General features: G+C 65.3%; 9 protein-coding genes. 5 read left to right on the forward strand and 4 right to left on the reverse strand.

Going from position 1 to position 14998, the window contains the following annotated elements:
- Positions 1-15: 15 nt before the first annotated feature.
- The 3 genes from infB to truB all read left to right on the forward strand — a co-directional run bounded on the left by infB (position 16) and on the right by truB (position 4416).
- Positions 16-2991 carry a translation initiation factor IF-2 gene (gene infB, locus WJ542_RS10225; protein WP_411189186.1) on the forward strand — a complete coding sequence of 992 codons (2976 nt, stop codon included), beginning with the start codon at positions 16-18 and terminating at the stop codon, positions 2989-2991.
- A gap of 80 nt (positions 2992-3071) precedes the next feature.
- Positions 3072-3440: a 30S ribosome-binding factor RbfA gene (gene rbfA / locus WJ542_RS10230; RefSeq protein ID WP_411189187.1), complete on the forward strand. Its 369-nt coding sequence runs from the start codon at positions 3072-3074 to the stop codon at positions 3438-3440.
- Positions 3441-3450: 10 nt separating this feature from the next.
- Entirely contained in the window at positions 3451-4416 is a 966-nt protein-coding gene (gene truB / locus WJ542_RS10235; RefSeq protein ID WP_411189188.1) for a tRNA pseudouridine(55) synthase TruB, read from the forward strand.
- A gap of 54 nt (positions 4417-4470) precedes the next feature.
- On the opposite strand, the gene WJ542_RS10240 is transcribed toward truB, so the two are convergent.
- The 4 genes from WJ542_RS10240 to WJ542_RS10255 form a co-directional block, all read right to left on the reverse strand.
- Complete coding sequence (locus tag WJ542_RS10240) at positions 4471-6036, reverse strand: DHA2 family efflux MFS transporter permease subunit (protein WP_411189189.1); 1566 nt, start codon at positions 6034-6036, stop codon at positions 4471-4473.
- Between the two features lie 28 nt (positions 6037-6064).
- Positions 6065-7315 carry an EmrA/EmrK family multidrug efflux transporter periplasmic adaptor subunit gene (locus tag WJ542_RS10245; protein WP_411189190.1) on the reverse strand — a complete coding sequence of 417 codons (1251 nt, stop codon included), beginning with the start codon at positions 7313-7315 and terminating at the stop codon, positions 6065-6067.
- Positions 7316-7394: 79 nt separating this feature from the next.
- Positions 7395-8978, reverse strand: a complete 1584-nt coding sequence (locus tag WJ542_RS10250) for an efflux transporter outer membrane subunit (RefSeq protein ID WP_411189191.1) — start codon at positions 8976-8978, stop codon at positions 7395-7397.
- A gap of 86 nt (positions 8979-9064) precedes the next feature.
- Positions 9065-9556 (reverse strand): MarR family winged helix-turn-helix transcriptional regulator, encoded by a 492-nt coding sequence (locus tag WJ542_RS10255; RefSeq protein WP_411189192.1) that lies wholly within the window; start codon positions 9554-9556, stop codon positions 9065-9067.
- A 363-nt stretch (positions 9557-9919) separates the two neighbouring features.
- On the opposite strand from WJ542_RS10255, the gene typA reads away from it, so the two are divergent.
- A complete protein-coding gene (gene typA, locus WJ542_RS10260) occupies positions 9920-11746 on the forward strand; it encodes a translational GTPase TypA (RefSeq protein WP_411189193.1) in 1827 nt (608 codons plus the stop codon).
- Positions 11747-12094: 348 nt separating this feature from the next.
- Positions 12095-14959: a 2-oxoglutarate dehydrogenase E1 component gene (locus tag WJ542_RS10265; RefSeq protein ID WP_411189194.1), complete on the forward strand. Its 2865-nt coding sequence runs from the start codon at positions 12095-12097 to the stop codon at positions 14957-14959.
- The last annotated feature ends 39 nt before the right edge of the window (positions 14960-14998 follow it).

Below are 14998 nucleotides of genomic sequence, written 5' to 3' on the forward strand. Positions count from 1 at the left end.
CATTAAGAGGAATGAATGGCGAGTAACAACGTAGCCCAATTTGCCGCGGAACTGAAGATGCCTGCAGGCGTGCTGCTGGAGCAACTCCAGGCGGCGGGCGTCACTAAAGCGAGCGAAGCCGACTCCTTGTCCGAAACGGACAAGGCGCGTCTGCTCGACCACTTGCGCAAGTCTCACGGCTCGACTGATGCAGACAAGCGCAAGATCACGCTGACGAAACGGCATACGTCGGAGATCAAGCAGTCCGATTCGACGGGTAAGGCTCGTACCATTCAGGTCGAGGTGCGCAAGAAGCGCACTTTCGTCCGCCGCGACGAGTCCGCCGATCAGGCGGAGACATCGAATCATGCAGCCGACGCAGCCGCTGCCGCCGAAGAGGCGGAGCTGCAGCGCCGCGAGGAAGAAGCGCGCCGCGAGGCCGAGTTGCTCGAGCGCCAGGCTCAGGAGCTGAAGGAGCGCCAGGAGCGGCTCGCGCGTGAAGAGGCCGAGCGCCGCGCACGCGAAGAGGCCGCCGAAGCCGACCGCCGCCGCGCCGAGGAAGAAGCCGCGAAGAAGAAGGTGGTGGCCGAAGCCGCTGCGCGCGAGCTGGCCGACCAGGCGGTTCAGGCGCAGCGCGCCGCTGCTGCCGAGGCACAGGTGAAGCAGCCCGACGAGCAGGAAGAACAACGCGCTGCCGCCGAGCGTGCAGCGCAGCGCGAAGCCGCCCAGAAGGCCGAGGTTGCCGCGCGCGAAGCTGCCGAGAAGGCTCAGAAGGAACAGGAAGAAATCGCTCGTCGCCGCGCGGCGGCGGAAGCCGAAGCGCGCGCGATTCGCGAGATGATGAACACGCCGCGCAAGGCGCAGGTGAAGGCACCCGAGCCGCCCAAGCCCGTGGAGCCGCCCAAGCCCGCCGAAGCGAAAGGTACGCTGCACAAGCCGGCCCGCCCCGAAGGCGCGCCGGCACGTCCGGCTGGGGGGGGCTCAGGTGGCGCGGGCGCTGCGGCGAAGCGTCCGGCCGCGGCGGCCGGTGCTCCGGCTGCGAACGCGAATGCGGGCGCACCGGGCGCCGCCGACCGCAACAAGAAGCCGGGCGCCGGCAAGGGCGGCTGGCAGGACGATGCCGCGAAGCGTCGCGGCATCAAAACGCGTGGCGATTCGTCCGGCGGCGTCGACCGCGGCTGGCGCGGCGGTCCGAAGGGCCGCGGCAAGCACCAGGACAGCGCATCGAGCTTCCAGGCGCCGACCGAGCCGATCGTGCGTGAAGTGCACGTGCCGGAAACTATCACGGTGGCCGATCTCGCGCACAAGATGTCCGTGAAGGCTTCGGAAGTCATCAAGGTGATGATGAAGATGGGCCAGATGGTCACCATCAACCAGATGCTCGACCAGGAAACGGCGATGATCATCGTCGAGGAACTCGGCCACCATGCGGTTGCCGCGAAGCTCGACGATCCGGAAGCGCTGCTGGTCGAAGGTCAGGAAGCCGCGACGGACGCCGAGCAACTGCCGCGTCCGCCGGTCGTCACCGTCATGGGTCACGTCGACCACGGCAAGACGTCGCTCCTCGACTACATCCGCCGCGCGAAGGTTGCGGCGGGCGAAGCGGGCGGCATTACGCAGCACATCGGCGCTTACCACGTCGAAACGCCGCGTGGCGTCATCACGTTCCTCGACACGCCGGGTCACGAGGCCTTCACGGCCATGCGTGCGCGCGGTGCGAAGGCGACCGACATCGTGATTCTCGTGGTCGCGGCCGACGACGGCGTGATGCCGCAGACGAAGGAAGCGATTGCCCACGCGAAGGCGGGCGGCGTGCCGCTCGTCGTGGCGATCAACAAGATCGACAAGCCGGACGCGAACCTCGAGCGCGTGAAGCAGGAGCTCGTTGCGGAAGGCGTGGTGCCGGAAGAGTACGGCGGCGATTCGCCGTTCGTGCCGGTTTCCGCGAAGACGGGTTCGGGTATCGACGACCTGCTCGAGAACGTGCTGCTCCAGGCTGAAGTGCTCGAACTGACGGCGCCGATCGTGGCCCCTGCGAAGGGTCTCGTGATCGAAGCGAAGCTCGACAAGGGTAAGGGTCCGGTCGCAACCGTCCTCGTGCAGTCGGGTACGCTGAACCGCGGCGACGTCGTGCTCGCGGGCAGCGCCTATGGCCGCGTGCGTGCGATGCTCGACGAGACGGGCAAGCCGACGAAGGAAGCGGGTCCGTCGATTCCGGTCGAAATCCAGGGTCTGTCGGAAGTGCCGGCGGCGGGCGAAGAAGTCATCGTGCTGCCCGACGAACGCAAGGCGCGCGAAATCGCGCTGTTCCGTCAAGGCAAGTTCCGCGACGTCAAGCTTGCGAAGCAGCAGGCCGCGAAGCTCGAAAACATGCTCGAGCAGATGGGCGAAGGCGAAGTGCAGAACCTGCCGCTCATCGTCAAGGCCGACGTGCAGGGCTCGCAGGAAGCGCTGGTTCACGCGCTCCTCAAGCTCTCGACCAGCGAAGTGCGCGTGCAGATCGTGCACGGCGCGGTGGGCGGCATCAGCGAAAACGACGTCAACCTCGCGACGGCATCGAAGGCGGTCATCATCGGCTTCAACACGCGCGCCGATGCGCAGGCGCGCAAGCTGGCCGAGGCCAACGGTGTGGATATCCGCTACTACAACATCATCTACGACGCCGTGGATGAGGTGAAGGCGGCGATGTCGGGCATGCTCGCGCCGGAAAAGCGCGAAGTCATCACCGGCATGGTCGAGGTGCGCCAGGTATTCAAGGTGCCGAAGGTTGGCGCGGTGGCCGGCTGTATGGTCACGGACGGTATCGTCAAGCGTTCTTCGTCGGTGCGCGTGCTGCGCAACAACGTGGTCATCCACACTGGCGAACTCGATTCGCTCAAGCGCTTCAAGGACGACGTCAAGGAAGTCAAGCAGGGCTTCGAGTGCGGTATGTCGATCAAGAACTTCAACGACATCGTCGAAGGCGATCAGTTCGAGGTGTTCGAGATCACCGAAGTCGCGCGTACCCTGTAACTTTCAGGCGCTACGCAGTGCGGGCGGGGCGGGCGCTGGCCAGCCCCGCCCGTTTGTTTTTGCAAGAGGGTGGATAAATCATGACCAAAAGACGTGCCTCTCCGAATCGCAACGTGCAGATCGCGGACCAGATCCAGCGCGATCTGTCCGAGCTCGTGTCGCGCGAGGTGAAGGACCCGCGCATCGGACTCGTGACGATCCAGAGCGTCGAGCTGACGCCGGATTACGCGCATGCCAAGGTGTACTTCACGACGCTCACGGGCGATCCGCAGGCAACCCAGGAAGCGCTCAACCACGCGGCGGGCCATCTGCACAATCTGCTTTTCAAGCGTCTGCACATCCATACCGTGCCGACGCTGCACTTCCATTACGACAAGACGGTCGAGCGTGCCGTCGAAATGTCGCGCCTCATCGACGAGGCCAATTCGACGCGCGCCAAGGACGAGTAAGCGCCCGCGCATGACTGCATCCTCCAATCCGGCGCAGCCCAAGGCGGCGGCGCCCAGGCTGCCGCGACGCCTGCTCGACGGCGTGCTGCTGCTCGACAAGCCGCTCGGTCTTTCCAGCAACGACGCGCTGATCCGCGCGAAACGTCTCTTTCGCGTGAAGAAGGCGGGCCATACCGGCACGCTCGATCCGCTCGCTTCGGGCCTGCTGCCGCTGTGCTTCGGCGAAGCCACCAAGTTCTCGCAGGACTTGCTCGACGCCGACAAGACCTACGAAGCGACGATGCGGCTCGGCATTCGGACGGCGACGGGCGACGCCGAGGGCGAAGCGATCGCCACACGCGAAGTGCGTTGCGACGAGGCGGCCGTGCGCGAGGCGATGGCACGCTTCGTCGGCGACATCGTGCAGGTGCCGCCCATGTACTCGGCGCTCAAACGCGACGGCAAGCCGCTCTACGAATATGCGCGCGCGGGCCAGGTGGTCGAGCGCGAGGGTCGCCAGGTGTCGATCCTTGCGCTCGAGATGGCGGCCTGTGCCTTGCCTGACGTGACGTTTCGCGTGACCTGCAGCAAAGGCACTTATGTGCGCACGCTCGCCGAGGATATCGGCGAGGCGCTGGGTTGCGGGGCCCATCTCGTGATGCTGCGGCGCACGGGTGTGGGCGCGCTGACGCTTGCGCGGGCCGTTACGCTCGAAACGCTTGCCACGGCCGACGAAGCCGCGCGCGACGCCTGGCTGCAGCCAGTCGATGCGCTGCTTTCCACTTTCCCTGCCGTGACGTTGTGCGCAGAGGCGTCGCGGCGCTTCACGCATGGCCAGCGTTTGCCGTTGCACGAGTTCGCGGGAGATCGCACCCAGTGGGAAAACGCGGCACGCGTGCGTGTGTACGGTGACGACGGCCGCCTGCTGGGCGTTGCGAAAGCGGCGAATGGGGTGCTTGCGCCGGAGCGCCTCGTCGTGAGTGGCGCCGCGGCTTAAGCCCGTACGGCCGCGGCACCGCCGCACTTTCCAGACTAATGCACGCTACGTCCGTCAGTGCGCCGCCGAAGCCGCCGCGCCCGCGTCCCCGCCGCCTGCGCGTTCGGGCCGCGTGATCCAGATCAACGCGATCAGCACGATGAAGATCACCGACGAAATATAGAAGAGGTCGTTCACGCCGAGCTGGGCGGCCTGCTGGGAGAGCAGGCGGTCGAAGAGCCCGTGCGCCTGGGCCGTGTCGAGCCCAGCCGCGTTCTGCATCTGCTGCATCGACTGGTTGAAGATCGGGTTGGTCGGCGTGGCGACTTCGGTCAACTGCGCATGGTGGAACGTCGTGCGGTGGTCCCATGCGGTTTCGAAGATCGACGTGCCGATGCCGCCGCACATGATCCGCACGAAATTCGAGAGCCCCGAGGCGGCCGGAATCCGGTGGCCGGGCAAGCCCGAGAGCGTGATCGAAACGAGCGGAATGAAGAGCCCCGCCATGCCGATGCCCTGGATCAAGGTCGGCACCGTGAGCGCCCAGGTGTCCACGTCCGTCGTGTAGCGCGAGCGCATCCAGAAGCACAGCGCGAACACCACGAACGCCGCCGTCGCGATGTAGCGCGGGTCCGTGCGCGGCAGGATGCGGCCCGTGATCGGCGAGAGCATGACCGCGAAGAAGCCCACCGGCGCCATCACGAGACCGGCGTTGGTTGCGGTGTAGCCGATGTCGGTCTGCAGCCACAGCGGCAGCAGTACGAGATTGCCGAAATAGAGGCCGTAACCGATCGAAAGCGCGATCGTGCCGCCCGTGAAGTTGCGCCGCGCGAAGAGCGAGAGATCGACGACGGGGTGCTTTTCGGTCAGCTCCCACACCACGAAGAACGCGAACGCGATGATCGCGGTGAGCGCGAGCACGACGACCGTGGTGGAGGAGAACCAGTCGAGGTCCTTGCCCTTGTCGAGCATGACCTGCAGCGAGCCCACCCAGACGATGAGAAGCGCGAGTCCCACGCCGTCGATCGGCGCCTTCTTCAAGACCGAGTCGCGGTGGCGGAAGATCGCCCACGTCGCGAACGCGGCCACGATCCCCACCGGGATGTTCACGTAGAAGATCCACGGCCACGAGATGTTGTCGGAGATCCAGCCGCCGAGAATGGGGCCCGCCACCGGCGCGATCAGCGTGGTCATGGACCACATGGAGAGCGCGATAGGGGCCTTCGCGCGCGGATAGCTCGCGAGCAAGAGCGTTTGCGAGAGCGGGATCATCGGGCCGGCCACGGCGCCCTGCAGCACGCGCGAGGCGAGCAGGAAGGGCAGCGTGGGCGCGAGACCGCACATCCACGACGAGATCACGAAGAGGATGATCGACGCCATGAAGAGGCGCACCTGGCCGATGCGGTCGGTGAGCCAGCCCGTGAGCGGCACCGAGATCGCATTGGCCACGGCGAACGACGTGATGACCCACGTGCCCTGGTCGGACGACACCCCGAGGTCGCCGGAGATCGACGGGATCGAGACGTTGGCGATCGAGGTGTCGAGCACGTTCATGAACACCGCGAGCGACACCGCAATGGTGCCGATCACGAGTTGCGCGCCTTGCAGCGGCGGGTGGACTGCGCCTTGTTGCTCTGCCATTAATTCACTTCTTGTTGTGCGGGGACCGTTACATCAGCTTCGAGGCCGGCTTTGCCGTGTGTGCGTTCGCCGAGGAGACCGTCGCCTTGCCGCTGTCTGCACTGTTGTCTGCGCTCTTGCCCGCGTTTTCCGCGATGATGCGAGCGATCTCGGCATCGGCTTCGTCGCCGTACTTTTCGAACACATTCGTCTGATAGACGGTGTTCAGCACGTTGCCGAGCTGGCTACCCGAATCGTCCTTGATGTCGACGTCGACCTGCATGGAAAGACCAATGCGCAGCGGATGCTTCTGCAGATCGGCCGGATCGAGCGACACGCGCACCGGCAGGCGCTGCACGACCTTGATCCAGTTGCCCGTCGCATTCTGCGCGGGCAGGAGCGAGAACGCCGAGCCGGTGCCCGCCGAGAAGCCCACCACCTTGCCGTGGTAGACCACGGACGAGCCGTACACGTCGGCCGTCATCTCGACCGGCTGGCCGATGCGCATGTGCTTGAGCTGCACTTCCTTGAAGTTCGCGTCCACCCAGATGGCGTTCAGCGGCACCACCGACATCAGCGGCGTGCCCGGCGAGACGCGCTGGCCCACCTGCACCGAACGCTTGGCCACATAGCCCGTCACCGGCGCCGGCAGTGTGTTGCGCGCGTTCGCGAGGTAGGCGTCGCGCACCTTCGCGGCCGCGGCCATCACGTTCGGATGCGACGAGACGGTCGTGTTCGCCGTGAGCGCGCGGTTGGCGGCGAGCTGCTGCTGCGCGGCTTCGAGCGCGGCCTCGGCGCTCTTCACGGCGTCGTTGGCGTGCGAGATTTCTTCCTGCGAGACGGCGCCCGTCTGCGCGACTTCCATGCGGCGGCGCAGATCCTGCTGGGCGCGCGTGAGGTCGGACTGGCGCTGCGCGACCTGTGCTTCGTACTGGCTGTCGTCGGCGAAGAGGCCGCGCACCTGGCGTACCGTCTGCGCGAGATTTGCCTCGGCCTGCTGCAGCGCGATGCGCGAGTCGGCCGGGTCGAGTTCGACGAGCGAGTCGCCGATCTTGACGTTCTGGGTGTCGTCCGCGTTCACGGCGATCACCGTGCCGGTGACCTGCGGCGTGATCTGCACGACGTTGCCGTTCACGTAGGCGTCGTCGGTGCTCTCGGAGAAGCGCGCGACGAGGAAGTAATAGAGGCCGTAGGCAATGGCTGCAATCACGATCACGAGGACGAGCAGCGTCATCATGCGTTTGCGCTTGCTGTTGCTCGAGTTCTGCGGGGCGGCCGCCGGTTGCTGGGGGGTGCTCATGGAAGTGATCTCCAGGTTCTCTCTTGCTGTTCGTTCGATGCCGTGTGGTTCTGCTGCGCTCAGTGCGCCTTTGGTGCGGTCAGTTCGTCGCGCTCGCCGCGGCCGTTGCCGGCTGCTGCACGGGCACCGTCGTGCCGCTCCACGGCGCGCCGTTCGGGCCCTTCGCCTCGCTGCCGACAACGGCCGGCGGCGTCAGGCCCGCGTCCGTTGCGTCGAAGCCGCCGCCGAGCGCCTTGATGAGCGCCATCTGCTCGTCGCGCCGCTGCGCCTTCAGGTCCGTCACCGTCTGTTCCGCGACAAGGCGGTTCTGGTCGGCGCTGAGCACCTGCAACTGTTCCGAGAGGCCCGCCTTGTAGCGGATCACGGCGAGCTGGTACGCCTTCGTGGAGGCGTCGAGCGCGTGCTGCGCGTCGACGAGCTGGCGGTCCGACGAGCGGATCGACGACACCTGGGTCGCGACGTCCTGGAATGCGCCGATGAGCGTCTGGTTGTAGTTGGCCACGTCCAGATCGAAGTCGGCGTAGCGGCTCTTCAACTGCGCGCGCAGGGCGCCCGCATCGAAGATCGGCAGATGGACCGCCGGCCCGAGCTGCGCCTGGCGGCTCGCGACGTTGAGGAATCGGCCCCAGCCGAACGCATCGAACCCGAAGCCCGCCGCGAGGTTCACGTCGGGGTAGAACTCGGCCTTCGCTTCCTTCACGTCGTGCATCTCGGCTTCCACCTGCCAGCGCGCGGCGACGATATCCGGACGGCGCGCGACGAGGTCGGCCGGCAGGTTGTCGGGCAGCGCGACGTCGGCGAGCGGATTGAGCACCGGCTGCGCGATCTGCAGGCCGCGGTCCGGACCCTTGCCGAGCAGGGCGCCCAGCTGGTAGCGCACGGTTTCGATCTGGCCGTCGATCTGCGAGAGATTCGCCTGGCTCGTCGCGATGTTGCCGTTCGCGGTCTCGCGCTCGACGTTGGTGTCGAGGCCCGCCGCCACGCGCCCGTTGGTGATCGTGCCGATGGTCTTGCGGTTGCCGATCTCGCGCGCGGCGATGTCGCGCTGCGCGTAGAGCTGCGCGAGCTGGTTGTAGGTGCGCGCGACCGACGCCGCGAGCGTGATGCGCGCCTGCTGCATGTCGGCCTCGGCGGCCTTCTGCTGGGACACCGCCTGGGCGAGGCGCTGGCGGTTCTTGCCCCAGAGGTCGAGCTCCCACGAAGCGCTTGCGAGCACGTTGTTCTCGCTATACCAGGTACCGCCGTAGGGCGGGGGATAGAGCGAATTGGCCGAGAAGACCTCGCGGTTCCACGAGTAGCTCGCGTTGACCTTCGGGAAGAGCGCGGACTTCGAAGTCTCGATGTACGACGATGCCTTGGCGATGCGCGCCTGCGCTTGCGCGATGGTCGGATTGCCTTCGAGCGCCTCGTCGATGAGCTTCGGCAACTGCGGGTCGCCGAACTGGTTCGCCCAGTCGAGCGTCGGCCACTGGCCGCCTTGCGCCGGGATGCTCTGCGAACTCTCGAACTGTTGCGGCTGGTCCAGCGTCTTGTCGCTCTTGATGCCGGCGTAGTTCGCACATCCCGCGAGCGCCAGCGCCGCGAGCGCCGCCGCCATGGCCGCGGCGGCCCGGCTCGGCGCCGGTCGGATCAGAGCCGCCCGGGTGAGGGATTCGGAATTCATTGCTCGTCTCGATGCGTGAGAAGTGGTGTTGATGCTGGACGATGCAGCTATTTTCTTGTGCGACGCGTTCAAATTTGATTGCCCCGTCATGAATTCGCCGGCGGATTCTGGCTCGGATCGCAGCTGTTAGCGAGTACCCGCCGCAGCATGCTTTTCAGGAATCCGGCTTCTTCCGGCGAGAGCCCGGTCATGAGCTTGTCCGTGATACTAGTGAAGATCGCCGGCATGCGCACAGCGATAGCCAGGCCTTCGGGCGTGAGGGCGAGCCGCACGGCGCGCCGGTCTTCGGAACTGCGCACGCGTTCGAGCAGGCCGCGCTTTTCGAGGCGATCCACTAGCCGGGTCACGGCGCTCGCGTCGATGCCGTACTCGCGTGCGAGCTCGGCGGCGAGCACGCACTTGCCGCTCGCCACCATGAACAGCACGCTCGCCTGCTGGCTCGTGACGCCCAGTTCCGCCACGGTGCGCTGGTTGACCATGTTCAGCATGGTCGATCTCACTCTGGCGATCAGGTAGCCAACGCTTTCGCCGAAGTCGTAATTGCGCACTTCGGGCGGCGCGGGGATCGGGTCCGTCATGATTCGGCTGCGACTGCAATGGTTGATCAGGCAGGGATTATAGGCCGCAGATAGTTGACGCGGCAAGCGTCAATTCTCCGTTTGCTGAATAACCTTTGCTGGCCAGGGTCTTAATCCGGGCGCAGCCGTGTGGGAAAATTCCGGCCCGCACGTGTGTTCCGCGTGTTCCGGTTACATTGCGCAAGACAGCCAGGGGGTATGTCATTCCCGCGTGCTATAATTTCAGGTTCCCAAAAGTGCGCTTTTCTCACGTGCCCTGTCACCGCCGGTTGTACTGCCGGCTATCGGTTATCGGTTATCGGTGGCGGGCGAGCACGGAAACACACGAGAGAGACGCGCACTCAACTGTGTAGCCAGGTTCCTATGTCCCGCGCCCTTCGCAACATCGCCATCATTGCCCACGTCGACCACGGCAAGACCACGCTCGTCGACCAACTGCTGCGCCAGTCCGGCACCTTCCGCGACAACCAGCAGGTCGCCGAACGCGTCATGGACTCGAACGACATCGAAAAAGAGCGCGGGATCACGATTCTCGCGAAGAACTGCGCGGTCGAGTACGAAGGCACCCATATCAACATCGTCGACACCCCGGGCCACGCCGACTTCGGCGGCGAAGTGGAGCGCGTGCTCTCGATGGTCGACTCGGTGCTGCTGCTCGTCGACGCCGTGGAAGGCCCGATGCCGCAAACGCGCTTCGTGACCAAGAAAGCGCTCGCGCTGGGTCTGAAGCCGATCGTGGTCGTCAACAAGATCGACCGTCCGGGCGCCCGTATCGACTGGGTGATCAACCAGACCTTCGACCTGTTCGACAAGCTCGGCGCGACCGAAGAGCAGCTCGACTTCCCGGTGGTCTACGCCTCGGGCCTGAACGGCTATGCGTCGCTCTCCGCCGATGCGCGCGAAGGCGACATGCGCCCGCTGTTCGAGGCGATCCTCGAACACGTGCCGGTGCGCGACGCCGACCCGGAAGGTCCGCTCCAGCTCCAGATCACGTCGCTCGACTACTCGACCTACGTCGGCCGTATCGGCGTGGGCCGCATCAAGCGCGGCCGCATCAAGCCGGGTCAGCCGGTGGCGCTGCGCTTCGGCCCGGAAGGCGACGTGATGAACCGCAAGATCAACCAGGTGCTGTCGTTCAGCGGCCTCGAGCGCGTGCAGGTCGAATCGGCCGAAGCCGGCGACATCGTGCTGATCAACGGCATTGAAGACATCGGCATCGGCGCGACCATCTGCGCGGTCGACACCCCCGAAGCGCTGCCGATGATCACGGTGGACGAGCCCACGCTCACGATGAACTTCCTCGTGAACTCGTCGCCGCTCGCCGGCCGCGAAGGCAAGTTCGTGACGAGCCGCCAGATTCGCGACCGTCTCACGAAGGAGCTGAACCACAACGTCGCGCTGCGCGTGAAGGACACCGGCGACGAAACCACGTTCGAAGTGTCGGGCCGCGGCGAGCTGCACCTCACGATCCTGATCGAAAACATGCGCCGCGAAGGCTACGAGCTGGCCGTGTCGCGTCCGCGCGTGGTGCTGCACGAAGTCGACGGCGTGAAGCACGAGCCGTACGAACTCCTGACGGTGGATGTCGAAGACGCCCACCAGGGCGGCGTGATGGAGGAGCTGGGCCGCCGCAAGGGCGAAATGCTCGACATGGCCTCGGACAGCCGCGGCCGCACGCGTCTGGAGTACAAGATTCCGGCGCGCGGCCTGATCGGCTTTCAGGGCGAGTTCATGACGCTCACGCGCGGCACGGGCCTCATGAGCCACGTGTTCGACGAATACGGTCCGGTCCGCGAAGGCTCGCTCGGCGAGCGCCGCAACGGCGTGCTGATCTCGCAGGACGACGGCGCCGCCGTTGCCTACGCGCTGTGGAAGCTGCAGGATCGCGGCCGCATGTTCGTGAAGCCGGGCGACGCGTTGTACGAAGGCATGATCATCGGCATTCACAGCCGCGACAACGACCTCGTCGTGAACCCGATCAAGGGCAAGCAGCTCACCAACGTGCGCGCCTCGGGCACCGACGAAGCCGTGCGCCTCGTCCCGCCGATCCAGATGTCGCTCGAATACGCCGTCGAATTCATCGACGACGACGAGCTCGTGGAAGTGACGCCGCAATCGATCCGCCTGCGCAAGCGTCACCTGAAGGAGCACGAGCGCCGCCGCGCAAGCCGTGAAGGCGCTGCCGAATAAGTCTCGTTCGAAGATTTCGCGCACCGCAATGCACTGAGGTAAACAAAAAGGCCGCCGCTGTCAGGGCGGCCTTTTTGCATGCGGCGGCCCATGGGGCCGACCCATTGTCCTGCGGTGCGGGAAGAGAGTGTTGCAAACCCCGCAAAAGCCCGTCTAGAAAGGGTTTGCGTGTGGTGTTGTGCCACATTGCATTCTATGGAGAGTATCCGTTCTGTGATATCCTCCGCGGATGCTGTTTTAGGTCCTTCCAAGCAGACTTGATTCGCAATCCGCTAAACGGTCAGGCCGTGGCGCGGAAGGTTGAGTAACCCGCTATTTCTCGAGAAACTCGAAGAAAGGTGAGCGTAAATGTCGGAAACGATGAAGCAATTCCAGCTGAACTCCTATTTGTTCGGCGGCAATGCTCCGTATGTCGAAGAGTTATACGAAGCATATCTTGACAACCCTGCATCCGTTCCGGATACGTGGCGCGAATACTTTGACGCGCTGCAAAACGTGCCGTCGTCGACCGGCACGGCCGACAGCGACGTGGCCCACGGCCCCATCGTCGAGTCGTTTGCCCAGCGCGCCAAGGCCAACGCCTTCATTCCGCGCGGCGGCGGCGAAGACCTCGCCACGGCCCGCAAGCAGGTTTACGTTCAGTCCCTGATTGGCGCCTACCGCTTCCTCGGCTCGCAATGGGCCAATCTCGATCCGCTGAAGCGCCGCGAGCGCCCGGCCATCCCCGAACTCGAGCCTGCGTTCTACGACTTCACCGAAGCCGACATGGACCAGACGTTCAGCGCGACGAACCTGTACTTCGGTTTCGAGCGCGCGTCGCTGCGCGAGATCGTCAAGGCGCTGCGCGACACGTATTGCGGCACGATCGGCGCCGAATACATGTACCTCAGCGACCCGGAGCAGAAGCGCTGGTGGAAGGAAAAGCTCGAATCGATCCGCTCGACCCCGAACTTTTCCGCTGACAAGAAGAAGCACATCCTGCAGCGCCTGACGGCCGCCGAAGGCCTCGAGCGCTTCCTGCACACCAAGTACGTCGGCCAGAAGCGCTTCTCGCTCGAAGGCGGCGAAAGCTTTATCGCCTCGATGGACGAAGTCGTCCGTCACGCGGGCGCTGCGGGCGTGCAGGAAATCATCATCGGCATGGCCCACCGCGGCCGCCTGAACGTGCTGGTCAACACGCTCGGCAAGATGCCGGCCGACCTCTTCGCCGAATTCGAAGGCAAGCACGTGGACGACCTGCCGGCCGGCGACGTGAAGTACCACAAGGGCTTCTCGTCGGACATGGCCACCGAAGGCGGCCCGGTCCACCTCTCGCTCGCGTTCAACCCGTCGCACCTCGAAATCGTCAACCCGGTCGTGGAAGGCTCGGCGAAGGCCCGTATGGACCGCCGCGGCGACGAAGACGGCCTGCAGGTGCTGCCGGTGCAGATCCACGGCGACGCGGCCTTCGCGGGCCAGGGCGTCGTGATGGAAACGCTGAATCTCGCGCAAACGCGCGGTTACGGCACGCACGGCACGCTGCACATCGTCATCAACAACCAGATCGGCTTCACGACGTCGGACCCGCGCGATGCGCGCTCGACGCTCTACTGTACCGACGTGGTCAAGATGATCGAGGCGCCGGTGCTGCACGTGAACGGCGACGATCCCGAAGCCGTCGTGCTCGCCACGCAGATCGCCATCGACTTCCGCATGCAGTTCCACAAGGACGTCGTGGTCGACATCGTCTGCTTCCGCAAGCTGGGCCACAACGAGCAGGACACGCCGGCGGTCACGCAGCCGCTCATGTACAAGAAGATCGCGCAGCACCCGGGCACCCGTGCGCTGTACGCCGAGAAGCTCGTGCAGCAGGGCGTGATCACGGCGGAAGACGGCGACAACTACGTCAAGGCGTACCGCGCCGCGATGGACGAAGGCAACCACACCATCGACCCGGTGCTCTCGAACTACAAGAGCAAGTACGCGGTCGACTGGGTGCCGTTCCTGAACCGCAAGTGGACCGATGCCGCCGACACGGCCGTGCCGCTCGCGGAACTCAAGCGCCTCGGCGAGCGCATCACGACGATCCCGGAGAACTTCAAGGTTCACCCGCTCGTCGAGCGCGTCATCAACGACCGCCGCGCGATGGGCAAGGGCGAAGCGAAGCTCGACTGGGGCATGGGCGAGCACCTCGCGTACGCTTCGCTGGTCGCTTCGGGCTACTCGGTCCGCCTGACCGGCCAGGATTCGGGCCGCGGCACGTTCACGCACCGCCATGCGGTGCTGCACGACCAGAACCGCGAGCGCTGGAACGACGGCACGTACATCCCGCTGCAGAACATCGCCGAAGGTCAGGCGAAGTTCACGGTGATCGACTCGGTGCTGTCCGAAGAAGCCGTGCTCGGTTTCGAATACGGCTACTCGACCGCCGAGCCGAATACGCTCGTCGCGTGGGAAGGCCAGTTCGGCGACTTCGTGAACGGCGCGCAGGTTGTGATCGACCAGTTCATCTCGTCGGGCGAAGTGAAGTGGGGCCGCGTTTCGGGTCTCACGATGCTGCTGCCGCACGGCTATGAAGGCCAGGGTCCGGAGCACTCGTCGGCGCGTATCGAGCGCTTCCTGCAACTGTGCGCCGAGCACAACATGCAGGTCGTGCAGCCGACCACGCCGGCGCAGATCTTCCATCTGCTGCGCCGCCAGATGATTCGCCTTTTCCGCAAGCCGCTCGTCGTCTTCACGCCGAAGTCGCTGCTGCGTCACAAGGAAGCCGTGTCGGATCTCTCGGAGCTCGCGAAGGGTTCGTTCCAGCCGGTGATCGGCGAAGTGGACGAGTCGATCGATCCGAAGAAGGTCAAGCGCGTGCTGGCCTGCTCGGGCCGTGTCTACTACGACCTGATCGCGCATCGCCGCGAAGCGAAGGCGAACGACGTCGCGATCGTCCGTGTCGAGCAGCTCTATCCGTTCGCGCACAAGCAGTTCGAAGCGGAGCTGAAGAAGTACGACAACGCGACGGAAGTGGTCTGGGTGCAGGACGAGCCGCAGAATCAGGGCCCGTGGTTCTACATCGAGCACCACCTGAAGGAAGGCATGAAGGAAGGGCAGAAGCTCGCGTACAGCGGCCGTCCCGCTTCCGCCTCGCCGGCCGTCGGCTACTACGCGAAGCACTACGAGCAGCAGAAGTCGCTGATCGAGGGTGCGTTCGGCCGCCTGAAAGGCGCGCAGGTCGCGAAGTAAGCACAAAGAGCAAATCGAACCGGGAAAGCGTGCCTCGTT

It is taken from the genome of Paraburkholderia yinzeri (assembly GCF_046581065.1).
Classification (GTDB): domain Bacteria; phylum Pseudomonadota; class Gammaproteobacteria; order Burkholderiales; family Burkholderiaceae; genus Paraburkholderia.

Excerpts from the sequence above, each read along its gene's own strand:
- infB (WP_411189186.1), top strand. The coding sequence starts at position 16 with ATGGCGAGTAACAACGTAGCCCAATTTGCCGCGGAACTGAAGATGCCT.
- rbfA (WP_411189187.1), top strand. The coding sequence starts at position 3,072 with ATGACCAAAAGACGTGCCTCTCCGAATCGCAACGTGCAGATCGCGGAC.
- truB (WP_411189188.1), top strand. The coding sequence starts at position 3,451 with ATGACTGCATCCTCCAATCCGGCGCAGCCCAAGGCGGCGGCGCCCAGG.
- WJ542_RS10240 (WP_411189189.1), bottom strand. The coding sequence starts at position 6,036 with ATGGCAGAGCAACAAGGCGCAGTCCACCCGCCGCTGCAAGGCGCGCAA.
- WJ542_RS10245 (WP_411189190.1), bottom strand. The coding sequence starts at position 7,315 with ATGAGCACCCCCCAGCAACCGGCGGCCGCCCCGCAGAACTCGAGCAAC.
- WJ542_RS10250 (WP_411189191.1), bottom strand. The coding sequence starts at position 8,978 with ATGAATTCCGAATCCCTCACCCGGGCGGCTCTGATCCGACCGGCGCCG.
- WJ542_RS10255 (WP_411189192.1), bottom strand. The coding sequence starts at position 9,556 with ATGACGGACCCGATCCCCGCGCCGCCCGAAGTGCGCAATTACGACTTC.
- typA (WP_411189193.1), top strand. The coding sequence starts at position 9,920 with ATGTCCCGCGCCCTTCGCAACATCGCCATCATTGCCCACGTCGACCAC.
- WJ542_RS10265 (WP_411189194.1), top strand. The coding sequence starts at position 12,095 with ATGTCGGAAACGATGAAGCAATTCCAGCTGAACTCCTATTTGTTCGGC.